The 22,451-nt window shown below is 58.8% G+C and carries 18 protein-coding genes, 1 tRNA gene and 2 CRISPR repeat arrays (1 of these 21 only partly in view); of the genes, 6 read left to right on the top strand and 13 right to left on the bottom strand.

The annotated features are described in order from the left end of the window. A CRISPR array of direct repeats spans window positions 1–857; the repeat unit is 36 nt; unit sequence ATTCTAGCCATCCCAAGCCGGGGGGGAAGCCAAAAC; it begins 2,654 nt to the left of the window's first position. Window positions 858–924: 67 nt separating this feature from the next. Continuing rightward, a CRISPR array of direct repeats spans window positions 925–1,287; the repeat unit is 25 nt; unit sequence ATTCTAGCCATCCCAAGCCGGGGGG. Between the two features lie 402 nt (window positions 1,288–1,689). The 3 genes from IPK32_18090 to ptsP are packed head-to-tail and all read right to left on the bottom strand — an operon-like array spanning window position 1,690 to window position 5,978. Further along, on the bottom strand, window positions 1,690–2,799 hold the full coding sequence (locus IPK32_18090; GenBank protein ID MBK8093828.1) for a hypothetical protein: 1,110 nt from the start codon (window positions 2,797–2,799) through the stop codon (window positions 1,690–1,692). A 39-nt stretch (window positions 2,800–2,838) separates the two neighbouring features. Next, window positions 2,839–4,176, bottom strand: coding sequence for a sulfatase-like hydrolase/transferase (locus tag IPK32_18095; GenBank protein MBK8093829.1), 1,338 nt, complete (start codon window positions 4,174–4,176; stop codon window positions 2,839–2,841). Between the two features lie 32 nt (window positions 4,177–4,208). Further along, window positions 4,209–5,978, bottom strand: a complete 1,770-nt coding sequence (gene ptsP / locus IPK32_18100; GenBank protein MBK8093830.1) for a phosphoenolpyruvate--protein phosphotransferase — start codon at window positions 5,976–5,978, stop codon at window positions 4,209–4,211. Window positions 5,979–6,059: 81 nt separating this feature from the next. Between ptsP and IPK32_18105 the strand changes: the two genes are divergently transcribed. Continuing rightward, the gene (locus IPK32_18105; protein ID MBK8093831.1) at window positions 6,060–6,644 is read left to right on the top strand and encodes a 5-formyltetrahydrofolate cyclo-ligase; all 585 of its coding nucleotides are present in this window, start codon (window positions 6,060–6,062) and stop codon (window positions 6,642–6,644) included. Here IPK32_18105 and IPK32_18110 read toward each other — a convergent pair. Then, complete coding sequence (locus tag IPK32_18110) at window positions 6,622–7,965, bottom strand: VWA domain-containing protein (GenBank protein MBK8093832.1); 1,344 nt, start codon at window positions 7,963–7,965, stop codon at window positions 6,622–6,624. The two genes, IPK32_18105 and IPK32_18110, sit on opposite strands and share 23 nt — an antisense overlap. 115 nt (window positions 7,966–8,080) lie before the next feature. Between IPK32_18110 and IPK32_18115 the strand changes: the two genes are divergently transcribed. Next, the gene (locus IPK32_18115; GenBank protein ID MBK8093833.1) at window positions 8,081–9,175 is read left to right on the top strand and encodes a histidinol-phosphate transaminase; all 1,095 of its coding nucleotides are present in this window, start codon (window positions 8,081–8,083) and stop codon (window positions 9,173–9,175) included. A 9-nt stretch (window positions 9,176–9,184) separates the two neighbouring features. Here IPK32_18115 and IPK32_18120 read toward each other — a convergent pair whose 3' ends face one another. The 3 genes from IPK32_18120 to IPK32_18130 all read right to left on the bottom strand — a co-directional run bounded on the left by IPK32_18120 (window position 9,185) and on the right by IPK32_18130 (window position 11,341). Next, the gene (locus tag IPK32_18120; protein MBK8093834.1) at window positions 9,185–10,192 is read right to left on the bottom strand and encodes a carbohydrate kinase family protein; all 1,008 of its coding nucleotides are present in this window, start codon (window positions 10,190–10,192) and stop codon (window positions 9,185–9,187) included. A 24-nt stretch (window positions 10,193–10,216) separates the two neighbouring features. Further along, the gene (locus tag IPK32_18125; GenBank protein ID MBK8093835.1) at window positions 10,217–11,209 is read right to left on the bottom strand and encodes an amidohydrolase family protein; all 993 of its coding nucleotides are present in this window, start codon (window positions 11,207–11,209) and stop codon (window positions 10,217–10,219) included. A gap of 47 nt (window positions 11,210–11,256) precedes the next feature. Next, window positions 11,257–11,341 (bottom strand) — tRNA-Leu (locus tag IPK32_18130). Window positions 11,342–11,456: 115 nt separating this feature from the next. Between IPK32_18130 and IPK32_18135 the strand changes: the two genes are divergently transcribed. The 3 genes from IPK32_18135 to IPK32_18145 all read left to right on the top strand — a co-directional run bounded on the left by IPK32_18135 (window position 11,457) and on the right by IPK32_18145 (window position 13,964). Beyond that, the gene (locus IPK32_18135; protein ID MBK8093836.1) at window positions 11,457–12,101 is read left to right on the top strand and encodes a hypothetical protein; all 645 of its coding nucleotides are present in this window, start codon (window positions 11,457–11,459) and stop codon (window positions 12,099–12,101) included. A gap of 34 nt (window positions 12,102–12,135) precedes the next feature. Further along, a complete protein-coding gene (locus tag IPK32_18140; protein ID MBK8093837.1) occupies window positions 12,136–12,579 on the top strand; it encodes a hypothetical protein in 444 nt (147 codons plus the stop codon). A 167-nt stretch (window positions 12,580–12,746) separates the two neighbouring features. Then, window positions 12,747–13,964, top strand: coding sequence for a hypothetical protein (locus IPK32_18145; GenBank protein ID MBK8093838.1), 1,218 nt, complete (start codon window positions 12,747–12,749; stop codon window positions 13,962–13,964). A 36-nt stretch (window positions 13,965–14,000) separates the two neighbouring features. Here the strand turns inward: IPK32_18145 and IPK32_18150 are convergent, their stop codons facing one another. Then, a complete protein-coding gene (locus IPK32_18150; protein ID MBK8093839.1) occupies window positions 14,001–14,489 on the bottom strand; it encodes a hypothetical protein in 489 nt (162 codons plus the stop codon). A gap of 290 nt (window positions 14,490–14,779) precedes the next feature. On the opposite strand from IPK32_18150, the gene hrpA reads away from it, so the two are divergent. After that, window positions 14,780–18,535: an ATP-dependent RNA helicase HrpA gene (gene hrpA, locus IPK32_18155; protein ID MBK8093840.1), complete on the top strand. Its 3,756-nt coding sequence runs from the start codon at window positions 14,780–14,782 to the stop codon at window positions 18,533–18,535. A 240-nt stretch (window positions 18,536–18,775) separates the two neighbouring features. Here the strand turns inward: hrpA and IPK32_18160 are convergent, their stop codons facing one another. The 5 genes from IPK32_18160 to IPK32_18180 form a co-directional block, all read right to left on the bottom strand. Then, on the bottom strand, window positions 18,776–19,879 hold the full coding sequence (locus IPK32_18160) for a type IV pilus twitching motility protein PilT (GenBank protein ID MBK8093841.1): 1,104 nt from the start codon (window positions 19,877–19,879) through the stop codon (window positions 18,776–18,778). 81 nt (window positions 19,880–19,960) lie between these two features. Continuing rightward, a complete protein-coding gene (locus tag IPK32_18165) occupies window positions 19,961–21,064 on the bottom strand; it encodes a type IV pilus twitching motility protein PilT (GenBank protein MBK8093842.1) in 1,104 nt (367 codons plus the stop codon). 31 nt (window positions 21,065–21,095) lie between these two features. Then, a complete protein-coding gene (locus tag IPK32_18170; protein MBK8093843.1) occupies window positions 21,096–21,518 on the bottom strand; it encodes a hypothetical protein in 423 nt (140 codons plus the stop codon). Continuing rightward, window positions 21,494–21,898 (bottom strand): phage holin family protein, encoded by a 405-nt coding sequence (locus IPK32_18175; GenBank protein ID MBK8093844.1) that lies wholly within the window; start codon window positions 21,896–21,898, stop codon window positions 21,494–21,496. The genes IPK32_18170 and IPK32_18175 overlap by 25 nt, the downstream gene beginning before the upstream one ends. Before the next feature lie 40 nt (window positions 21,899–21,938). Beyond that, a complete protein-coding gene (locus tag IPK32_18180) occupies window positions 21,939–22,322 on the bottom strand; it encodes a hypothetical protein (protein MBK8093845.1) in 384 nt (127 codons plus the stop codon). Window positions 22,323–22,451 lie beyond the last annotated feature (129 nt).

Raw genomic sequence — 22,451 nt, forward strand, 5'->3', positions numbered from 1 at the left:
AGCCAAAACGTGACGCGGGCGACTGCGTTAGAAGAGCTCATTCTAGCCATCCCAAGCCGGGGGGGAAGCCAAAACTGCAAAGGGGGCGAGCTGCTCAGCGAGGATATTCTAGCCATCCCAAGCCGGGGGGGAAGCCAAAACGCCAGTGCGCAGCTTCCAGCATGATGCGGAATTCTAGCCATCCCAAGCCGGGGGGGAAGCCAAAACGCCGACGGCGAGTGGCAACGTGTTCCGCAATTCTAGCCATCCCAAGCCGGGGGGGAAGCCAAAACTAGTGTTTCCAGTAAGAGACGTGAAGAATAATTCTAGCCATCCCAAGCCGGGGGAAGCCAAAACAATCTTTGCCCGTGATAACTTGACCGGAAGATTCTAGCCATCCCAAGCCGGGGGGGAAGCCAAAACCAGTGAACCAGGCGTCGGTCGCATCGGCGGATTCTAGCCATCCCAAGCCGGGGGGGAAGCCAAAACACAAGTTCAACGGGGCAGGGGTTAGGACATTCTAGCCATCCCAAGCCGGGGGAAGCCAAAACGTATCCGCTTCAATCAAAATTCACGGGGTATTCTAGCCATCCCAAGCCGGGGGAAGCCAAAACCAGTGAATCCATTGCTTCAAGCGAGCAGGAATTCTAGCCATCCCAAGCCGGGGGGGAAGCCAAAACCCAAAGAGAACGTACGCTGAGGGCAATCTTATTCTAGCCATCCCAAGCCGGGGGGGAAGCCAAAACTAGTGTTGCGCCACTCGTGAGGAGCCGCCCATTCTAGCCATCCCAAGCCGGGGGGGAAGCCAAAACCAATGTATGCCTCTACCAGAACTTTAACAGATTCTAGCCATCCCAAGCCGGGGGGGAAGCCAAAACGCCGCCGAGGCGCTGCCCAGCAGCTGGAAGCCAAAACGCCGCCGAGGCGCTGCCCAGCAGCACCTTGATTCTAGCCATCCCAAGCCGGGGGGGAAGCCAAAACAGGATGCTACCGGTGCTGATGGCGGTGGTGATTCTAGCCATCCCAAGCCGGGGGGGAAGCCAAAACTAGCCTGCTCCGAAGTCAGTTTGCCAGCTTATTCTAGCCATCCCAAGCCGGGGGAAGCCAAAACGGCTTTTGCGGCGATGGTGAACCAGCTACTATTCTAGCCATCCCAAGCCGGGGGGGAAGCCAAAACACATGCTAATTGTTTGGAATTCCAGCGTGAATTCTAGCCATCCCAAGCCGGGGGGGAAGCCAAAACGCCCTCATCAAGTGGGCACTCCAAACCATGATTCTAGCCATCCCAAGCCGGGGGGAAGCCAAAACGGCCATGGGGATCATTTCAGCCAAACTTCAGCGCGGATTCGACTGGAGCAATTGAAAGGCGGGGCCATGAACGCTTTGATAGTCTCCTCACGGCTCAGCTCACCTCTGCGGTAGCGGTCAATGAGTACAGGCACCTGCTCTTCGATTAGTTTCCTGCCTTTCTTAAAGGCGGCGGTCAGTTCTGGGGACATAGCCAGTGGCGTTTTTTAAGGATTCGTAAAAGAGCGGCAAAAATCCCGGGCCACTCATCAACATCAAACCTGCACAACAAATTCACGCTATCCACAAGTGGTTGCAGTTCGGCTAAAGCCTCCCCATCTCCGCTTTGCAGAGGGATCATATTCATGCAGTGCCATATTGAGAGCTGCCACGGTGTTCTTTTACAAGCCCATTGCTACTTAGCTACTTCTGATAAATCGGTAGGAAGTGGTGATGCACGGAGAGGCTGAGGAGGGCGAGGGAGGTGGCATAGACGGCACCGGCGCTTTTTTCGTTTCCGTTGCGGGGGTGCCAGCTTCCTTCGGGGCTCTGGGCGGCGACGAGGATCTGCTCGGTCCGCTGGCGGGCGGTGGCGGCGTGGTCGCCCCCTCGCTGGTACATGCCCTGGGCGTAGTAGTAGCAGCCGTAGAAGAACCAGGGCTCGGCGATTTCTGGAGGGGACTTCATGAGCCAGTTGGCGGAGCCGGTGACTTCGGGGGCTTCGTATTGACCGCATACTTGCAGGGAGAGCAGCCCTGCGGCGGTGGTGGAGAAGGTCTTGCGTCCGCCGTAGGGCTCGTAGCTGAAGGCGGCGGAGTCGGTCTTGGGATTGCCGTTGGCATCGCGCTCGGCTTGGTAGCTGCGCTTAATGTAGGCGACGGCGCGGTCGATGGCGTCTTTGGGGACGTCAAAACCGGCGTCTTTGGCGGCACGGAGTGCCATGAGGTGCCAGACGGTGACGGAGATGTCGCTGTCGCTGCTCTGGGGCTCATAGCGCCAGCCGCCGCGGTTGGCTTCGCTTTTACTGACCTGCTGGGAGCGGAGGGTGAGCTTTACGGCACCTTCGAGCATTTCACGCATGCGGCGGTCGGTGGCTTCATCGGGTGCGTGGCCGACCATTTCGGCGAGGGTGAGTGAGATGATGCCGTGGCCATACATGCGACTGCGGTCGCTGCGTCCGAGATAGCCATTTTCATCGGGCTCGATGCCTTCGACGAGAAAGCGCAGGGCTTTGGCGGCGGCATTTCCCTGTGGGGTGGGGTCATCTGGCATGTGACCGACGCTGGCCAGTCCCATGAGTGCCAGGGAGGTCATCGCCGCGCTGTGGGAGGGTAAATCGCCGCGCTTCAGCTTGCCGTTGTTTTTTTCATCAATGATGCACCCGGCCTCCCGCTGCTGGGTGACGAGCCAGTTCACGGCCTTGTCCACGGCGGATTTTACCTGCGGGGAGATGAGCTCGGCGTTCGGGGACTGGGCCTGGAGGGCTGCTGTGGTGAGCAGGGTGGCTGTGAGGATGCGGCGAGTGATTTTCATGCGTGTGCGAGGTCGAGATGGGTCCATGTGCTTACTTCATTACTCGGCGACGGCGTCTTTGTCGGCTTTGGCGTATTCGAGCATGGCGGCGTGGAGTTGGCTTACTAGAGCGGGGGAGTGGCTGGCGAGGTCATTTTTCTCCTTGGGGTCGTTGGAGATGTCGTAGAGTTCGAGGATGTCTTTTTTGTCTTTGGAGTGCTGGACGAGCTTCATGTGGCCGGAGCGGAAGGAGCGTGATTTGAAGCCTGGGGCAACGGTGTAAATGTGGCGTGGGGCAGGGGTGGTGCCTTCGGCGAGCTGGGGCCAGAGATTGACGCCATCCCACTTCAGGGGGCTCGTTGGCTTCCAACCGGCGATGGCGCAAAAAGTGGGCATCCAGTCGGTGATTTGGACGGGATGCTCATGGCGGCCTGGAGTGAGCTTTCCGGGCCAATTCACGATGCAGGGCACCCGTGTGCCGCCTTCATAGACGCTGCCTTTTTCGTTCCGAAAGGGTGTGTTGCGGCCTGGGAGCTTGCCGGGCGGATAATCGTCTGCGGGATAGGCTTGGCCCGCGTTTTCTGCAGTGCTGCCGCCGTTGTCACTGGTGAAAACGAGCATGGTATCGGCACGGCGGCCGATTTTTTCCAACGTGGCGACGATACGGCCCACGCTGTCATCCAGGTGCATGATGCAGGCAGCGTAATGGCGCTGCAAATCGCCGGTGATGGCTGCTGGCACGCGTGCGAGCCATTCGGTGGGTTCTTTGACCGGTAGATGCACGGCGGTGAATGGCACGTAGAGGAAGAATGGGCGTGCTGGATCGCGCTTTTCGAGCCAGGAGCAGGCTTCAGCGGTGATGAGGTCGGTGACGTGGCCTTTTTCCTCCAGCAGCTTCTCATTGCGATGCCAGGTGGTCTGAAAGGGGCCTTTTTTATACTGGTGATCCCAGGGGCCTACGCCGCCAGCGAGTGAGCCATAGCTGTGATCGAAGCCGAAGTGGTTCGGCCCCTCCTCGGGCTTCGATCCGAGGTGCCATTTCCCGGTGAGTGCGGTGTCGTATCCGACCTGCTTCAGCGCCGAGGGCAGAGTGATGGTGTCCCACGGCAGCGCACGGCCATTCTGCGGTGTGGTGACGCCAAAGCGGCTCCAGCAGCGTCCAGTCATGAGTCCGGTGCGTGTGGGGCTGCAAACGGGTGCGACGTAGTGCTGCGTCAGCTCCACGCCTTCATGCACGAGCTTGTCCAGATGCGGCGTGGGGGCACTCCCACCATGGAAGGCCACATCTCCCCAGCCCATGTCGTCTGCGATGATGAAGACAAAGCACGGAGCTGCTGCATAGGCGGCCTGGGTGGCGATGAGCAAAACCAAGAGAATGGTGTAAAGACGGTGTGGCATGGCAGAGTGACGTGCGAAGGGCACTCCGTCTCTCAGGCAAAAAGCTCTGGATAGCAGCGAATGGCCAGTGCGCGGCTTTTGGCGAGGATCGCGTCTGCGTCCGGGCTGCTCAGAGCCTCGCGGGCCAGAGTCTCGCACTCACGGCAGTCGAGCTGGCGGACGGCGTGCTTCACACGCGGCACCTGTGCAGCCGCGACGCTCAGTTCATTGAGCCCGAGGCCGATCATGAGCGGCGTGAGCTCCACATTGGATGCCATTTCTCCGCAGATCCCTATGCGGATGCCCGCACCGCGTGCAGCACGCACCGACATGTCCACCAGCCGCAGCACACCGGGGTGCGTGGGCTGATAGAGTGCAGAGACACGCTCATTGAGCCGATCTACGGCGATGGTGTATTGCACCAGGTCATTCGTGCCGAGGCTGAAGAAATCCACCTCAGCTGCGAGGTGATCTGCGACGAGTGCGGCGCTGGGGATTTCGATCATGGCACCGACCTCGACGCTCTCTGGCACAGGGCGGCCCTCTGCCTCCAGCTCAGCTTGGCACTCCGCCAGCAGTGCTTTGGCATCCAGCACCTCCTGCAAGCCGGAAATCATCGGAAACATGATGCCCGCACGGCCATGCACGGCTGCACGCAGCAGCGCACGTAATTGGCGGCGGAAGAGATCACGCTTGCCCAAAGTCAGTCGGATGCCACGCCAGCCGAGGAAGGGATTCGGCTCTGGTTCAGCAGCGAGGATGTCATCCACCTTGTCTCCACCGAGATCGAGGGTGCGGAAAACGACACGTTTCGGGGCGAGGGAGAGCACCACTTTGCCATAGGCCTCCGCGAGCTCGTCCTCTGTCGCATCAGGGTTCTCCAGGTGCAGGATTTCTGTGCGGAAGAGTCCAACCTCCTCCGCGCCGCTGTCCTGCACGATTTGCACTTCCTCGACGAATTCTGCATTGGCTCCGACACAGATGTCGCGACCGCAGCGTGTGGTAGTCGCATCGTGTCGGCTGTCCCAAAAGACATCCTCGCGCTTCTCCGCCTGCTCCTCACGGGCGCGGTAGCGTGCGAGAGTCTCCGCAGATGGATTTTGGATGACCAGGCCGCCTTCTCCATCGAGCAAGACGCTATCACCACTGTGCAGATGCTCGCAGATGCCATGCAGGCGCATCACAGCGGGGATAGCCAGCGACTTCGCGATGATGGCAGCGTGGGAGAGGGCGCTACCCGTCTCTAGGGCAAAGCCCAGCACCTTTGTGCGATCCAGCGCTACCGTGTCGGATGGGGTGAGATCATGGGCGACGATGATGACCTGCTCATCAAACATGGGCTGCTCCAGCAGCTCGCCGCGCAGGTGGCGCATCACTCGCTGGGTGACGTCCTTGATGTCTAGGAATCGCTCCCGCAGATACGCATCCTGCGCACCGCGCAGTCGCTCCATGTGCCGCGTCATCAGGCGGTAGTAGGCCGCATCCACGCAGACGAGCTGCTCGCGCACGGTCTTTTCCACCTGCTTTAAAATGGAGCTGTCCTGGAGGATGAGCAGATGGGTCTCAAAGATCTCACTCTCCGGCCCGCCGGCTTCGCCGCCCATGTCACACTGGAGCTGTTCGATCTCCTTTCGCGTCACATCCAGAGCGGTGTGCAGACGGGTCATTTCATGCTCCACATCGTCCGTGAGGATGCGATCCTCATCCGGCTCATCGAAGTGATCCTTCATCACATGCACCACTGCATGCGCCACACCCGCAGAGACGGCGATGCCTGTCCAAGTGCGTTGATTTTCGGGCGCGGTGAGCGTGTCTTGTGCCATGCGTCATGATTCTTCATCCAGGCAGGGCTTTTTGGCAATCTCTCACTTCTCTGAGTGGCGATTTCGGCTTATCAAATGTGCATGTCCGACTCCATCGCTGCCAAAGCTGCTCTCCGTGCCACCATGCGAGCACGCATGCGTGCCGTCACAGAGGATGAATGCGCCACGCTCATCTCTGTGGCGCAAAAATATGCCTCAGAGCATTGGAGCACATCCATGACCGTCGCGATCTATGGCGGACTGCGTGGCGAGCCGGATCTAGTGACGCATTTTTTGCCGTGGTTGACTCAGAATGGCCACCGGGCCGCCCTCTTTGCTGTAGCGGATGAAAAACTTACTCCACGGCTGATTCGTGATGCGGCGGATTATGAGCGGGGCATCCTCGGCGCATGGGAGCCAGCGGCGCATTGTCCAGAACTGGCTGTCGGAGCTCTGGATGTCATTTGGGTGCCTGGATTGGCCTTTTCACCAAAGACTGGCGCTAGGCTCGGACGCGGTGGCGGCTACTACGACCGGCTCCTGGCTGATCCAGGCTGCCGCGCACGAAAAATCACCCTCGCTCACGCCTTCCAGCTCCAAGAGGATGTGCCCGCAGAGGCCCATGATCAGCGTGTGGAGCTCATCCTGACCGCAGATGCCTGCCTCACTCCTCACGCACACGCGTGAAGCTGCCGCCAGTGATCGCGGCGACTTCCTCCAGCAGTGATTTTTCACCAAAATTCGCCGGTGGGGCCTCTCCGATGCTGATCGTGTGAAAACGAGTCTGAAAGCGCTGATGCGTGGCCCGCACGGCATCCAGCACATCCTGCGCAGAGCCATCGGAGGGCTCGCCATCACTGAGGAGGTAGATGGTATCCACCTCCGCAGCAGGGAGGATGCGCTCACGGGCGTATCGCAGCGCAGTGACCATATCGGTGCCGCCATCGGCCTGGAGCCGATCCACAAAGCGCACTGCCTTTTCATGCGCCTTTTCCTCATTCGATGAAATGCCGCCGCGTGAGAAGCAGGGCGTCACGCCATCACTGAAGGTGAGGATGCCGTAGCGAGTCGTCGCGGGCCGGTTTTGCAGCACGGTGAGCATGTTCGCCATCTGGCCGCGCAGTTTGCTGATGCGGCCATTGGTTTCCATGCTGCCACTCACATCCAGGATGAAGAGCATGCTCTTTCCACTCAGTCGCACGCCATAAAAAGCCTGCATCTCCGCCGCTACATCCTCTGCCGGTTTGAGCAGCGCTTGCGTGCGAAGGTAATTCTCCCACTCGCTAGCAGCGTGCATCTTCCAGTCGATACGCGGGTGCTCGGTGAGCCAGGTCTGCCAGCGTGTAGCGGAGTCATTCTCAAAATCCTCACCCGTGAGCCGGAAAAGCGCCCGCGCGGCATGCGCGGCCAGCGCCTCATCCTCTACCAGCGCCACCAAGGCACGCAGAGACTCGATGTGGCGCATGCCTCCCAGCGCCTCCGCCGCACTGGCCCGCAGTACATGCGGCAGGGTAGGGGAGAGCAGGCTGCGCACGCGTGTCAGCACCGGCTCCGTCACATCCTGCCAGACTCCGAGAGCCTGCGCAGAGAGCGCCACACGCACAGGCTCTCTTTTCACATCACCATGCAGCAGCAGCGTCTCGAAAAACGGCCGCGTCTCCTTCGAGGCCAGTTTTCCATAAAAAAGCAGCGTGTCCTCATCTGCGTTCGAGTGACGTGGTAGCCAATCGAGCAGGTTTTTGCGCCCAGGGGCATCTACGGGCCAGTTGGCCACGATTTCGGCCATTCTCGCCTTCATGCCACCGCCTACGTTTTTGCTGGTGATGACATCGAGCACCAGCGAAGCAGCTTTTTCATCAAATAGTGCCTTCAGCGGTGCCAGCGCCTCCTGATCGCCTGCTCGGATGCCTTTGACCACCTCCCGCAGCCCATCTGGCTCCGCGGCGAATGAGGCCGCACCGAGCCCGAGCACTGCCAGGATGGATGAGAGGAGTCGCAATCGAGTCATGATGGCGGCTATGATACGCAAAAAGCCGCCTTGGGAAGAAACACCGTGCTGTTTTCTCCGAAAGCTTGCCACGCGGGGAAATCCGCTCATGGAAGCGGCCCTCACTCGCCATCCCATGTCCATCTGGAACACCGCCAACCCGCAGCTCAAAGACCTCGTCGCTTACGAACCCGGAAAACCCATCGAGGACGTCGCTCGTGAGCGCGGCCTCCGCCCAGAGGACATCATCAAAATGGCCTCCAACGAGAATCCGCTCGGCCCCAGCCCCAAAGCCATCGAGGCCATGCAAAAAGCCGTCAGCGAAGTGAACATCTATCCAGACGGTGCCTCCTGGAAGCTGCGCAATGCCCTGGCGGAGAAATTTGGACTCGAAATGGGCAATTTCATCATGGGCTGCGGCTCCAATGAAGTCATCGAGTTCATCGGTCACGCCTTCCTCAAGCCCGGTGACAACATCATCACCGCCGAGCACGCCTTCCTCGTCTATAAGCTCATGGCGAAGGTCTTCGGCGCAGACACCATCGAAGTGCCAGATCCCGGCTACGTGCATGATCTCGATGCGATGGCCGCTGCCATCACGCCGCAGACGAAGGAGGTCTTTATCGCCAATCCGAACAATCCCACCGGCACTCTCGTCACCCAGGAGCAGATCGACCGCTTCATGGCCAAGGTGCCAGAGCATGTCGTCGTCGTCTTTGACGAGGCGTATTACGAGTTCCTCGATAATCCGCCGGACACGCTGAAATACGTCCGTGAGGGGCGCAATGTCGTCATCCTACGCACCTTCTCGAAGATCCAGGGCCTCGCGGGCACTCGCGTCGGCTACGGTATCGCGAACAAAGAGCTCATCGATGTGCTTCAGCGCACGCGGCAGCCCTTTAACCTCAATTCCATCGCTCAGGCCGGTGCCTTGGCCGGTCTGCTCGATGAGGAGCATCAGGCGAAAACCAAGCGCATCACCGATGAAGGCCGCATCTACCTCCAGGCCCAGTTTGCGGCCCTGGGGCTCGAGTACATCCCCAGCTACGCGAACTTCGTCCTCGTCAAAGTAGGTGATGGCAACGCCGTCTTCAAAGCGATGATGGACAAGGGCGTCATCGTCCGCGCCATGGCCGCCTACAAGCTACCTGAGTGGGTGCGCATCTCCATCGGCACCATGCCGCAGAATGAGCGCTGCATCGAGGTGCTGAAATCCGTCCTCGGTCGCTAAGCCGCCACGTCAAAATTCGCGAAACGGAAAACTCCCCGCCAGTGCGAGGCACTCCGCCACAGGCCGCATACCCTGGGACGGTGTGGGATGCGTCAGCGACATCGCCGCCGCACACACCGCTAGGCGCAGCCTCTCTGGCAGCGACCAGCCTTCATGCAGCCCCAGCAGCAAGCCCGCTGCAAAGGCATCTCCAGCACCCGTCGCTCCCTGGCTGAAGCCCGCAGGCAGTCGCAAAGAGCCCTGCACACCGTTGCTGCTGTCTCGCAGCACACACACACAGCCGTGCTCTGTGTGAATGGTCACACTCTGGTGCACCCCCAGTGCCATGAGCTGCCCCGCTGCATCCACCAGCGCACGCGAGTCCTGCGCTGCCAGCTCACGCCCCAGCACACGAGTAGCCTCCACTTCATTGACGATCAGATGATCCGTGAAAGGCAGTGCGCTCACGGCGATCTGGCGGAACTGCGCATGCTCCATGCTCACCATGTCCACACTGGTCTGCATGCCCACGCTTCTCGCCCGCTCCAGTAGCCTGGAGGCATACGTTCGCCCCTCCGCATCGAAGCTATCCATCCGATCCAGCAGCATCAGATAGCCAAAGTGCAAAATCCGCGCCCGGCTTGCGCTCAGGTCACAGTGCGCCACGTCGAAGTGGGCATTCGCTCCGCGTTGATGAAAAAAGGTGCGCCTTCCCGTGCTCTGCACCGTCATCGCATCCGTGTAGGAGGTGGCTAGCTCGCGGGTGCGATGCAGCAGCGTCGTGTCGATGCCGTGTGCCTCGCAGTCACTTTGAATCCAGTGACCGTTCGCGTCCTCGCCCACTAGTCCGCACGCTGCGAGGGGGAAGGGGGCCTGCATCGCCGCTAGATCTTTGAGCACGTTGTAGGGCCCGCCGCCGTTCGATTGCGACTGCACCGTGATATTTGCCAGCATGTCCTGCTGTGGCCATGCGTCGATGATCTTGACGTGATCCACGATGAAGTTACCCGCAGCAAGTAGGCCGGTGCGTGTGCTCATGATGCGTGAGGTGCGGAGTGAATTTTAAGGGAAGACGATGCTCTCATCCGCGAGGCGCAGATACTCCAGCGTGTTTGTGCCCGCGATGCGCTCCACCACCTCTGCCGAGCTGGCTCGCAGCGCCTCTAGCTCACGCTTGTAGGTGCTGATTAGCCGCACCACGGAGCCATTGATCTCTGCTGCGTAGCTGTAAAAAGGTGAGTCACTGCCCCAGAGGAATTTTTTCGGATATGCGGCTGCCAGATCCGCGATCACACGCCCAGGATCACTGTAATCCGTGTCAAAGCGCCGCGCTCGTGGCGCGATGTAAGCCATGTCCTTCGTCGCACCCTCGCAGTGAATGACGTGCGCCGAGCAGTCGAACCAGGTGTTCGGCAGCGCATTCACGCGGTCCAGGCACTCTTTGTCATAGCGGCAGGAGTGCGCTAGGCAGAAGCGCAGATGCGGATTCTCCTCTGCGATGTCCAGGATGTCGCTCGCCTGCGCCCACAGATCACTCTCCGCCACACTAGAGTGAATGAGCAAGGGCACATCCCACTCCGCCGCCAGCTCCAGAAAGACCTTTCCGCGATCCCGCAGATGCTTGATGTCCGACTGGAGGATCGTCGTCTGCATCTTGATGCCGTGGAAGCGGTATTCTTTGCGTAGCTGCCTCAATTCCTGCGCCTGGGCCGCAGTATTGCGCATCGGATCGACCATGATGAAAGGCAGCATGCGCCGCCCCTCCTCTGGGAAGAGATCATACACCTCCCGCAGCAAGCGGCGGTTCTCAAAAGCATAAGGCACATCATGTAGCCGCCCACGCTCGTCCTTGATCTCGTTCGACAAAAAGGCCGCCACATCGAGCGCTAAGTGGCTCACAAAGGGGAAGACGATCCACGCATCCACCCCCAGCGCACGGCCCTCATCATGCATCGCCACCAAATGCTGCGCATAGGGGAAATCGCCGTGCAGGTAAAAGAGCAAGTCCGTGCCCACATGGTTATGGCAGTCGATAAGCGGGATTTTACGGCTCATGGTCGTCGAGTAGGGAGGGCGGGATCACTGCCCCGCCCTCCAGATGATGGTACCGGTGGTCGGACTCGAACCGACACTCCCGAAGGAACAAGATTTTGAGTCTAGCGCGTCTACCAATTTCACCACACCGGCGTTCATCATCCTGGGCGGACGCGGCTTTTTTAGCGGTATCACGGAGAAATGCAAGAGCTTTGCCAAATCGTGCCTGCCGTTGCCAGTTTCCCAAAATCCGCCTAGCATCCCCTCCATGCTCCTTCCGCTCCTGCGTGAGATGCTCCACACACCCGTGCTGGACATTCTCCACCACCTCAAACGCTCCTCCGGCATGTCCGTCGGGGAGCTGAGCACACGGATGAAAATGAGCTACATGGGCGTCAAACAGCACTGCGACGACCTCGTCGGAAAAGGCATGCTCGATACCTTCCGCCGCCCAAAGCCCTCCGGCAGGCCCGAAAAGCTCTACCGCATCACCCACAAGCTCGATCCCATTTTTGACGACACGGGCATGTCGCTCGCGCTCGACCTCCTCGGTGCCGCTCAGCGTGTTTATGGAGAAACAGCCGCCGCCAAGCTGCTCTACACCTGGTTTCAGGCGAAAAGCGATGCCCTTTCCCCAAAAATCGACCGCACCGAGTCCCTCCTCATCCGCGCAAAGGCCCTCGCACGCCTCCGCTGCTCCGATGGCTGCATCTCCAGCGTCGTGCAGGATGAATCCACTGGGGCCATCTCCCTCGTCGAGCATCATCAGCCGCTGCGTGAGCTGCTCGAGGCCCACGACATCGTGGACGAGCTCGAATGCGAAATGATCGAGCGACTTCTCGGCTGTGGCGTCACCCGCAGTCGTGAGGAAGTCTCTGGCCTCGTCCGCGTAACCTTCACCCTGCGTGAGTGATTTCCCATCCATTCCACCAATCCTCCCCATCCCGATGAAATCCACCCTTTGCGCCACCACACTCGGCCTCGCCCTCCTCCTCGGTGCTTGCTCGACGAAAACCAAAAATGCCCTCTCCTCCGTCGGCCTCCTCACCAGCGCAGAAACAGCCTTTACCCCCGCCCGTGGTGTCCTAGAGCGCAACTGCGTCCACTGCCACGGCGACAACCGCCTCTCCACCATGCCGCCCATCCAAAGCACCCGCGGCATCGAGAACCTCATCACCGGCGGCTGGATCGTCCCCGAAAAGCCACAAGTCAGCCGCTTCTACCAAGTCATGACCTTACCAGATACAGCCCCTGGAGCCATGCCCCCCACCGGCCACGCCGTCTCCAAAGAAGAAGCCCAGATCATCCACGACTGGATCAAAGCCGGAGCCCGTATCCCATCCAAAAACACCAAACTCGTCCCCCAGGGCAAGCCACCGCGCTCTGTGTGAGCCCGCATCCGCCCGATACGTGCACTCCTACAGCGACACGAAGACATGTTGAACCGCTAACAGGTCGCTAATTTGACGCTGATAAAAGGATTCTGCATGAGCGTCTCGTCAGCGTCATATCAGCGGTTAAAAATTACCCTTCCGACGCAAAGCCCCCTTTCTACTTCATGAAGCCTCTTCAGCTCCTCCTCAGCTTACTTTGGATCGGCCAACTCTGCGCCCAGACCACCGCCGCACGCACCTGGACCAGCACCGACGGGCGCAAAATCGAAGCCATCCTCCTCAGCGCCACCGCAGACAGCGTCAAAGTCCGCCTCGCCAACGGCAGCACCTTTGACATCCCCCTCGCACGCCTCAGTGCCGAAGATCAGACTTACGTCAAAGCACAGGCCGCAGCCCCATCCGCGCCCACCACGGTCCCAGTCTCCAAAGAATGGCCGCGCACCGTCTCCCTCGATGACAAACCAGAGATCATCACCGTCACCGAGGACGAAGCGAAGCACGAATTCATCTACCGCAGCCCCCATTACGAATTCGTCTGCGACTCCAAGCTCGGAGCCAATGTCGTCCGCGAATTCGGACGCCTCTTTGAAGCCACCTACCAGCTCAACTGCGTCCTCCCCCTCGACCTCAAGCCCACCCCCGAGCGCCTACGCGAGATCTTCCAGGCCCGCCTCTTCACCGAAAAAGCCGACTACATGGACGCCGGCGGCATGGAAGGCTCCGCTGGCGTCTATACCAGCGGCAAAAAAGCCCTCATGGTCCCGCTCTCCAGCCTCGGCGTCCGCATGGTCGGCAGCCGCGTCACCCTCGAAAACAACCCCAACGCCTCCGACAACGCCGTCCTCATCCACGAGATCACCCATCAGATGATGAATCACTGGCTCCCCGTCATCCCCACCTGGTACACCGAAGGAGCCGCCGAATACACCGAGATGCTCGAATACAACAGCAACGGCAAATTTAGCCTCCTCGGCCTTGATCGCCTCATGCGTGAATACGTGCAGAGCCGCGGCGGCGCAGGCGGCAAAGCCTACACCATGGTCGATCTCGAAGAGCTCATCACCATCGACCCCGGCACATGGGCCGCCGCCCTCGCCAAAGACGGCATCGCCGCCGACAACTACGTCTCCGCCGGCCTCCTCACCTACTACTTCTACCACCTCGATGACAAAGGCGACGCCGCCCACATCATCGCCTGGCTCCGCGCCATCGAAGGCCTCCGCAACGAACAAGAAAGCATCCCCCACATGAAATCCCACCTACTCCGCGACCGCACCTACGCCCAACTCGCCGACGACGTGAAAAAAGCTTTCCGCAAAACTGGTCTCGACATCTCCTTTCATCCGCCTGGGAAGAATGGGCCAAGGACCTTAACACAGTGAAAACAAAACCGTGTTTAAATTGTATATTCTTGGGCATCAGTAGTCTTGGTCCGCATTTTTTATTGTATCTCGATTCACAGTGGGAATGTTGAACTTAGATACATAATCTTCTGCAAGCTTTGTGAGCTTGTAAGTGTGTTTTCCGGCTACCGTGGATCGATTCAGAAAACCATAGTCTAGCCAAAGTGATCTGATATCAGCGTTTGCCTGCCCATCATGCACTCCTACCTCCTTGATAATGTCTTCATGAGTGGCTTCAGAAGCATTCACTAAATATGTGATAATTCGCCTCATCGAATACTGGGAAATTGGATCTGTAGGCTTTTGTGATTTTTCAAACTGGGAGATCTTTTCTCGCGCTTCCTTTAATGCGTTCTCAAAGTCAGGCAATCTGTTGGCTTCATGTAATGTTTTCAGCCAAAGAGTCCGATATAGAAATGCTGTCCAACTTATGATTAAACCAAATAGCGCTGTAGCAAGAAGAGCTGTTCTTGCTGGGTGTGCTTTGATGTAAAATACAGCCACTCAAACACCTCGGCTTGAAAGCGCAGCAGTAGGGAAATTAAAACAAAGGCTAACAGCGCTAGAATGCCGACGCCTTTGTTTTCTTTGAGCCAGCGCATTTTTTCTAGCCACCAAGTAAGGGAGAGGAGAGTCTCGTTGAACATAGTTATTATCGGTTATGCAGTTAGGGCTATGCTTGCTTGATTGCACATCTTCCATTCTGAAAGAATGCGTGCAAGTTCGATATGAGCGGCTGTTACTCAGGCTCTTGGCCTTGGCGCATTGCGAATCGCGTGTAGCATCCGCGCCCCATGTTTCGCATCCGCTACCCAGACGACCTTCCCATCACGGCACGCCGTGAGGAGATCGTTGCGACGATTCAGCGGCATCAGGTGCTCATCCTTGCGGGGGAAACGGGCTCTGGAAAGACCACGCAGCTCCCGAAAATGTGCCTGGAGGCACTCGGTGACTTTCAGGGCACCATCGGCTGCACGCAGCCGCGTCGCGTGGCGGCGATGAGCGTCTCCAAACGTGTCGCGGAAGAGCTTGGCGTGGCGTGGGGCCGCGAGGTGGGCTGCAAGATGCGCTTCAGTGACGACACCAGCCGCGAGACCCGCGTGAAGTTCATGACGGACGGCATCCTGCTCGCGGAGATCCAGAGCGACCCGATGCTGCGGGCCTACTCGGTGCTCATACTGGATGAAGCACACGAGCGATCGCTGAATATCGACTTCCTGCTCGGCTATCTCGTCGGGTTGCTCAAAAAGCGGCCCGATCTGAAATTGATCGTCACCTCGGCTACCATCGACACGGAGGCCTTCTCGCAGGCCTTTGGCGGTGCGCCGATCATCGAGGTTTCAGGACGCACTTTCCCCGTCGAGATACGCTACATGCCGCTCGTGACCGAAGAAGACGATTTCGGCTTCATCGACGGTGCGGTGGCCGCCGTCGAAAATGCGCTGATCGAGACGAATGACGGCGATGTGCTCGTTTTCATGCCCACCGAGCGAGACATCCGCGACACGCGGGATTTGCTCGATGGCCGCCTCGGTCGCGAATTCGAGGTTTTAGCCCTTTTTGGCCGCATGGCCTCTGCGGAGCAGCAGCGCGTGTTTGAGCCGGGGCGGAAAAGACGCGTCGTCATCGCCACGAATGTCGCGGAAACCTCCATCACCATCCCGCGCATCGCCGTGGTGGTGGATACAGGCCTCGCCCGTATGAGCCGCTACAATCCACGCACGCGGACGAAGCGCCTGCCGGTGGAGGCCGTATCGCAAAGTAGCGCGAACCAGCGTGCGGGCCGTGCAGGACGTGTGCGAGATGGTTTGTGCATCCGCCTTTACGAACAGGATGATTTTGAGAAGCGGGACCGCTTCACCATGCCAGAAATCCAGCGGGCAAACCTCGCCGAGGTCATCCTGCGCATGAAAGCCTTCAAGCTCGGTGAGATCGAAGATTTCCCCTTCATCAATCCGCCCAGCAGCGCCGCCATTCGAGCCGGTTATGACCTTCTTCACGAGCTCGGCAGCCTGAGTGACACTCACGAGCTCACGCCGCTCGGACGTGAGCTCGCGAAACTCCCGCTCGATCCCACACTCGGACGTATGCTCATGCAGGCACGGGTGGAAAAAGTTTTGCCAGAGATGCTCATCATCGCCAGTGGCCTCAGCATCCCTGATCCGCGTGAGCGCCCCGAAGAGAAGAAGGAACTCGCCAATGCCGCCCACAAAGCCTTCGCCTCGCCCGACTCCGACTTTTTGAGCCTGCTCAAAATCTGGCAAGCCGCGCCCGATGGCTCCGCCAATGCGCTGAGGAAGTTCTGCAAAGCCAATTTCCTCTCCTTCACCCGCATGCAGGAGTGGCGGGATGTCTGGAGGCAGCTTTGTGATCTTTTCGCAGGCGATTTGAACAACCACAGAGATCACAGAGGAGCACAGAGTTCTGAAAAGCAAACCTCTGTGTCTCTCCGTGATCTCGGTGGTTTAAATCAAAAAGTCCAAGAGGGTATCCATCGCAGCATCCTCGTTGCGCAGCTAGGCCATATCGCCGTCAAAGAAGACAGGAACCTCTACAAGACCTCTGGAAACCGCGAGGTGATGATCTTTCCAGGCTCAAACCTTTACGAACGCCGCGAAAAGAACGCAAAACCGAAACCCGGCCAGGACAAAGCCAAACAACCCGCGTGGATCGTCGCCGGGGAGATCGTGCAAACCTCGCAGCTCTTTGCCCGCACCGTGGCGAAGGTGCAGCCTGACTGGATCGCGGAGCTGGGTGCGCATCTTTGCACCTACAAGCATAGCGAGCCGCACTGGAACGAAAAAGCTGGCCGCGTGACCTGCGTGGAAAAGGTGATGCTGCATGGCTTGGAGATCACACGGCGCAGCATCGACTTCATCAAGGTCGATCCCGTCGCTGCGACGCAGCTTTTCATCCGTGGTGCGCTCGTCGAGCACCAGGACAGTGCGATCACGCTACGCTTCTACGCGCAGAACAACGCCCTGCGGCAAAAAATTGAGACCATGCTCACGCGAGTCCGCAGCAACCGCGTGTATGCGGTCGAAGAGCGGCTGTTTCGCTATTACGATGCCCGTTTGAAGAACGTCTCGTCGATCCACGACCTCAATCGCGTCGTCAAAGAGCGCACAGAAACTGAGCCGCGCTTCCTTTGTGCCACCGAGGCCGATTTGGCCGGAGGCGAGGACTTCGAGGCCGATTTGCAGCAGTTCCCGGATCAGGTCTCGCTCGCCAACAGCGTCATTCCCATCACCTACAACTACAAACCCGGCCAGGAGCACGACGGCGTCACGGTGAAGGTGCCCGTGCAGCTCGCGGGCCATCTCACCACCGGCCAGGTGCAGTGGATGGTGCCCGGCATGAGGGAAGAAATCGCCGCCACGCTGCTGCGTGCGCTGCCGAAGTCCATTCGCCGCGATTTGATGCCCATCGACCCCAAGGCACGCGAGATCGCCGCCGAGTTCGATCCCGGCACGGGCGACTTCCTCAGCGCAATGGCCGCCTTCATCTCCAATCGCTACCGCATCCGAATCCAGGCCAGCGATTGGGCTCCCGGCAGCATCCCCGCGCATTTGCAGCCACGCATCGAGCTCCACGACACGAAGAAAAACACCGTCGTCGCTTCCAGCCGCGATCTGAGCACGCTGCACGCCGAAGTCGAAAAAGAGGCCCATCGCCGCACAGACGCCTGGGACCGTCTTTTGCCGAAATTCGAGCGTTTTGCCCTACAAAGCTGGAGCTTCGGCGATCTGCCCGAAAGCATCCTCGTCGAGCAAATCGGCCACGCGCAGGTCTTCGGCTATCCAGCGCTCGTTTTGCGCGAAAACGAAGTCGATATCCGCCTTTTCAAAACCAAGGCCGAAGCCGTCAAGGCGACTCCAGAGGCGATTCGGCACCTCGCGGAGAACCTTCTGGCCAAAGACATCGCGTGGCTGGTGAAGGAGCTGCGCACCTTCGGTCCAGCCACCAAAGCGCCCTCGGCGAATCACTTTGGTGCTCTCGGACAGCTTCAATCCGCTCCCACATCGAACAGCCTCGGCGATCAAGCCCGCGAGCACATCCTGGCGCACCTGCTGCGACTCACGCCGCTCTTTCCGCTCACGGAAAAACGCTTTCAGAACCTCGCAGAGACCTTTCGTCGGGATCTACCAGCAGTCGTGCATCGCATGCGGGCACTTCACGCGCAGGTCCAGGATGCCCGCAGCAAGCTCCTCGCCCTGCCGAAACGCTATCCAGGCCTCGAAGCCGATTTGCAGCGCCTCGTTCCACCGGATCTACTATTAAAAACCCCGCATGAGCAACTTCACCACCTGCCGCGCTTCCTAAAAGCCATCCAAGTCCGCAACGAACGCTGGATGAACAACCCCGCCAAAGACACCGACAAGCAGCAGCTCATCACCGACTTCGCGAATTGGCCCCTAGAAGTCCCCAGAGCCAACCACGAGACCTTCCGCTGGCTCTTTGAAGAGTATCGCGTCCAAATCTTCGCCCAAGAACTCGGAACATCACAGCCTGTGAGTGTTAAGCGGCTGGAGGCGTTGATGGAGGTGTGAGAGGATTTGCAGCTCTAAGTCGAATCAAGAAATCCTCCATCGAACTTGCAAGTGTCTCGGTGTTGCCGCTTTCCTCACGGTTTTCTGCGTTGCTTAGAGTAGTGAGCTAAAGTGGCTAGGAAATGAGCTTTGGCAGCCCATTTCACACGTGAAGGCGATGACTTGAGCCAAATACTGGGTGTCAGCTGCTCACAACAGCGAGCCAGACTCGGTGTTGATCGAGGATTGCGTATTTTGCGGTTACTTGTTGGCTTCGCCGCCGCCTGCGTTGGCGATCTCTGCTTCCTCGGGTGGGAGGAAGTTTTTGAAGCGCTGTTTGTCGATGGATTTCATGTAGGCCTCCATTGGGGAGACGTAGCCGTCGCGGAGTTTTTGCCAGATGGCATCGTCCATGAACTGCATGCCCTGCGCCTTGCCGCCGATGATGACGTCGTAGAGCTTTTGTGTGGCACCTTCACGGATGATGGCCCCAACGGCGGAGTTGGAGATCATGATTTCATTCACGGCGCAGCGGCCGCCGCCATCATGCCGCTTCATGAGGAGCTGGGCGACGACACCGCGCAGGGACGCAGCAAGCATGGTGCGGACCTGACTCTGCTGATCGCTGGGGAAGACGTCGATGATACGGTCCACGGTTTTGCGGGCATTGTTGGTGTGGAGAGTGCCGAAGACGAGGAGGCCAGTCTCTGCCGCTGTCAAAGCGAGGGAGATGGTCTCCAAGTCACGCATTTCACCGACGAGGACGATGTCAGCATCCTCACGGAGGGCGGCACGGAGTCCGTCAGCGAAGGATGGTGTCTGGATGGGCACTTCACGCTGGGTGATGATGCTTTTTTTGTTCCGATGGACGAACTCGATGGGCTCCTCGATCGTGATGATGTGGCGGCGGAAGTTGGTATTGATGTAGTCGAGTAGGGCGGCGAGTGTGGTGGACTTACCAGAGCCTGTGGGGCCGGTGACGAGGACGAGTCCGCTGCGCATGTGGCCGAATTCTTTGACGATGGGCGGAATATTGAGCTGCTCGAGTGAGGCGATTTTGGTCGGAATGATACGGAAGACGCAGGCGAGGCCGTGCTGCTGCTTGAGGTAGTTGCAACGGAAGCGATTATCGGCGTCCATTTCGTAAGCGAAGTCGAGATCGCCTCGCTCGACGTATTTCGCCCATGCTTTTGGGTCGCAGATTTCTTTCATCATGATCTCCATGGCTTCGCCAGAGAGAATCTCTTCGGCGATGGGCTTGATGCTGCCGTGGACGCGGACTTTGGGGGGCTGTCCCTGACTGAGGTGCAAGTCGGAGCCGCCGAGTTCGATGAGCGTGCGGAAGAAGTTGTCGATTTGTGGCATGGGGCGAAGAAACAGTGGTCTAGGGACGGAAAACTGGGAATGTGAGAAGATGGGGGCTGTGATGCCCTTTGATCGTGGCGGTTAGGACTCGAAATACTTCCTCATAAGGATTTTGTCTTCGGCACGGGATTCACATTCCTCGCGGGAGATGAGACCCTGGGAGTAGAGATTGCGCAGGGAGTCGTCCATGGTGACCATGCCGACGTTTTTCCCGGTCTGCATGACGCCGCCGAGCATGAAGGTTTTGCCTTCGCGAATGCAGTTGGACACGGCAGGAGTGTTGACGAGGACTTCGAGTGCCATAACGCGGCCTGTGCCGTCGATTTTTGGCACGAGCTGCTGGGAAAGAATGCCACGGAGGGATTCACTGACCATGATGCGGATTTGCTCACGCTGATCGATGGGGAAGACGTCAAGCACACGGTCGAGTGTGCGTGCGGAACTACCGGTGTGCAGGGTGCCGAGAACTAAGTGGCCCGTTTCTGCAGCGGTGATGGCGAGCTGGATGGTCTCAAGGTCACGCATTTCACCGACCATGATCACATCAGGGTCTTCACGGAGGGCACCGCGGAGAGCTGCGGCGAATGAGGCGGTATGGGAATGGACCTCACGCTGATTGACGTGACAGCCTTTTGGTGGGATGACGAATTCAATGGGGTCTTCCAGGGTGATGATGTGATCCTGGCGCTCGGCGTTGATGGCATCGACAAGGGCGGCGAGGGTGGTGGATTTACCACAGCCGACGGGGCCGGTGACGAGGACGAGGCCGTTGTGATAACGGATCAAGGTGCGGACGGTCTCTGGCAGGCCGAGTTGCTCGATGCTGCTTACTTGGGTCTTGATGACACGGAAAACCATGTCGATGCCGAGGCGCTGATTGACGACGGAGGAGCGAAAACGGCCATAACCGGGCGAATAGGCGAAATCGACGTCTCCACGGTCATGGAGCATGGTTTTCTGATTTTCGGTGAGGAAGCCGTGAGCGAGCCGTTTGGTGTCCTCTGGGGTCAAAATGGCAGCATTGTTCCAAATGGGCTGTAGATTGCCATAGCGACGCCAAGTGGGCTGCGAGCCAGTAGCGAGATGCAGATCCGATGCGTCATACTGCATGCAAAACTGTAAGTAGGCATCCACGCTGTCGAGCGTGGCGATGAGTTCCTCTGGAGGGGGGGCTTGGTCAGACATGAATGAAGGGAAAAAGCGATGAGAAGGGTGACTAGACTACGGTAGGGTCGGAGTCGTTCGAAGGTGATGCTTTATGGTGGCCTAACCAAGTTTGTACAAGACTGAGGCCGTAGTTAAGGACAGCTTTTTTGCCAAAGAGCATGAGTGGCAGTTTCAGTAGGCTGAGGACTCCTGGGGTAGCGATTTCCTTGTGATCCGCTTCAAAGGAATCTCTGTCCGAATCGTGTGACCCTGCGGGTAGAAGAAACTTCAGTGCAGTGAGTCCAGCGACAGCGGCACCGCCGATCCAAAGCATGCGATGCTTGGCAAAGCTACGCGTCATGACGGCTTTAGGGCTCCACTCATCTGCTAAGAGCGTGGTGCCACGAGCTAGTTCGGCCCGTGCGATTTCCAGATCGCGAAGCACCACCTGCTTTGGCGTGAGAGAGGTCAGTCGTTGGTGCTGCTGAGCCATTCGCGATCGCGGCGGAGTTGGTTGAAGGTTTCTTCAAAGAAGCGCAGGCGTGAGAAGCGCAGCTTGAGCAGAAAAAGAAGCAAAAATCCAATGACAAGGTGGAGTGCGGCTCCGCCCAAGGCTACCCTAGACCAGTGCCAGCCAAATTTTTCCGCGATGATCCAGATGAGAGCTGGGGTGGCGAGCATCCAGCCGATAATGAGGCTGCCAAGGGTGAGTACAAAATGCCCACTGACCGATGAGACACGAGTAGCTGCCTCTTGGCCTTCGATTTGAAGTAAACGACCGCGTGCCTCAATGTAGAGAGCTAAAGCCCGCAGAAAACCACCCGCGCGGGAACGAGGGGGAGGCTGCGATGGGGCTGGGAGGCCGTTTTCCATGTCTCAGCGTGACCTTGTAAAATTCAAAAGGAGAATTGAATCAGCGGCGGAGGATGAGCCCGAGTAGCAAGCCTGCTCCGAAGGCAGTGGCGAGGGCTTGGACCGGCTTTTCACGGGCGAAGTTTTCCGCTTCGGCCCGCAATTCGGCCAGGCGGTCTCCAGCTTCTTTCAGGCGCTCATCCGCGATTTGGCGGAACTCTTCGGTCTTTTCCTTTAAATCAGCGGCCGTGGAGGAGGCTGATTCGCGTAGATGCTGGACACGCTCTTGGGCGACTCCGCGGAGCTCGCCAGCCTTTTGAGAGGCGGCTTGTCGCAGCTCCTCAGCCGCTTTTAGTGCGCTGGCTTTGGCGGATTGAAAGGGGTCGAGAGTGGAGGAGGAGGCGTTGCCGCCGAACGGAGAGTCAAAAGTGGCTGAATCGGACATGGCGCGAGTAGGGGTGAAAAGGCTCGGAAAAGGCTTTTGGTAGTAGCGCAATGGCTTCTCATTGGCGAGAGGAAATTACCGTGCTGTACGCTGCGGTTGTCACTGGTTCTCGTTTCTATCATTCTCTTG

Source organism: Verrucomicrobiaceae bacterium (genome assembly GCA_016713035.1).
Lineage (GTDB): Bacteria > Verrucomicrobiota > Verrucomicrobiia > Verrucomicrobiales > Verrucomicrobiaceae > Prosthecobacter.

Excerpts from the sequence above, each read along its gene's own strand:
- IPK32_18140 (MBK8093837.1), top strand. The coding sequence starts at position 12,136 with ATGAAATCCACCCTTTGCGCCACCACACTCGGCCTCGCCCTCCTCCTC.
- IPK32_18135 (MBK8093836.1), top strand. The coding sequence starts at position 11,457 with ATGCTCCTTCCGCTCCTGCGTGAGATGCTCCACACACCCGTGCTGGAC.
- IPK32_18110 (MBK8093832.1), bottom strand. The coding sequence starts at position 7,965 with ATGACTCGATTGCGACTCCTCTCATCCATCCTGGCAGTGCTCGGGCTC.
- IPK32_18175 (MBK8093844.1), bottom strand. The coding sequence starts at position 21,898 with ATGGAAAACGGCCTCCCAGCCCCATCGCAGCCTCCCCCTCGTTCCCGC.
- hrpA (MBK8093840.1), top strand. The coding sequence starts at position 14,780 with ATGTTTCGCATCCGCTACCCAGACGACCTTCCCATCACGGCACGCCGT.
- IPK32_18115 (MBK8093833.1), top strand. The coding sequence starts at position 8,081 with ATGTCCATCTGGAACACCGCCAACCCGCAGCTCAAAGACCTCGTCGCT.
- IPK32_18090 (MBK8093828.1), bottom strand. The coding sequence starts at position 2,799 with ATGAAAATCACTCGCCGCATCCTCACAGCCACCCTGCTCACCACAGCA.
- IPK32_18120 (MBK8093834.1), bottom strand. The coding sequence starts at position 10,192 with ATGAGCACACGCACCGGCCTACTTGCTGCGGGTAACTTCATCGTGGAT.
- IPK32_18105 (MBK8093831.1), top strand. The coding sequence starts at position 6,060 with ATGTCCGACTCCATCGCTGCCAAAGCTGCTCTCCGTGCCACCATGCGA.
- IPK32_18125 (MBK8093835.1), bottom strand. The coding sequence starts at position 11,209 with ATGAGCCGTAAAATCCCGCTTATCGACTGCCATAACCATGTGGGCACG.
- IPK32_18160 (MBK8093841.1), bottom strand. The coding sequence starts at position 19,879 with ATGCCACAAATCGACAACTTCTTCCGCACGCTCATCGAACTCGGCGGC.
- IPK32_18170 (MBK8093843.1), bottom strand. The coding sequence starts at position 21,518 with ATGGCTCAGCAGCACCAACGACTGACCTCTCTCACGCCAAAGCAGGTG.
- IPK32_18180 (MBK8093845.1), bottom strand. The coding sequence starts at position 22,322 with ATGTCCGATTCAGCCACTTTTGACTCTCCGTTCGGCGGCAACGCCTCC.
- IPK32_18165 (MBK8093842.1), bottom strand. The coding sequence starts at position 21,064 with ATGTCTGACCAAGCCCCCCCTCCAGAGGAACTCATCGCCACGCTCGAC.
- ptsP (MBK8093830.1), bottom strand. The coding sequence starts at position 5,978 with ATGGCACAAGACACGCTCACCGCGCCCGAAAATCAACGCACTTGGACA.
- IPK32_18145 (MBK8093838.1), top strand. The coding sequence starts at position 12,747 with ATGAAGCCTCTTCAGCTCCTCCTCAGCTTACTTTGGATCGGCCAACTC.
- IPK32_18095 (MBK8093829.1), bottom strand. The coding sequence starts at position 4,176 with ATGCCACACCGTCTTTACACCATTCTCTTGGTTTTGCTCATCGCCACC.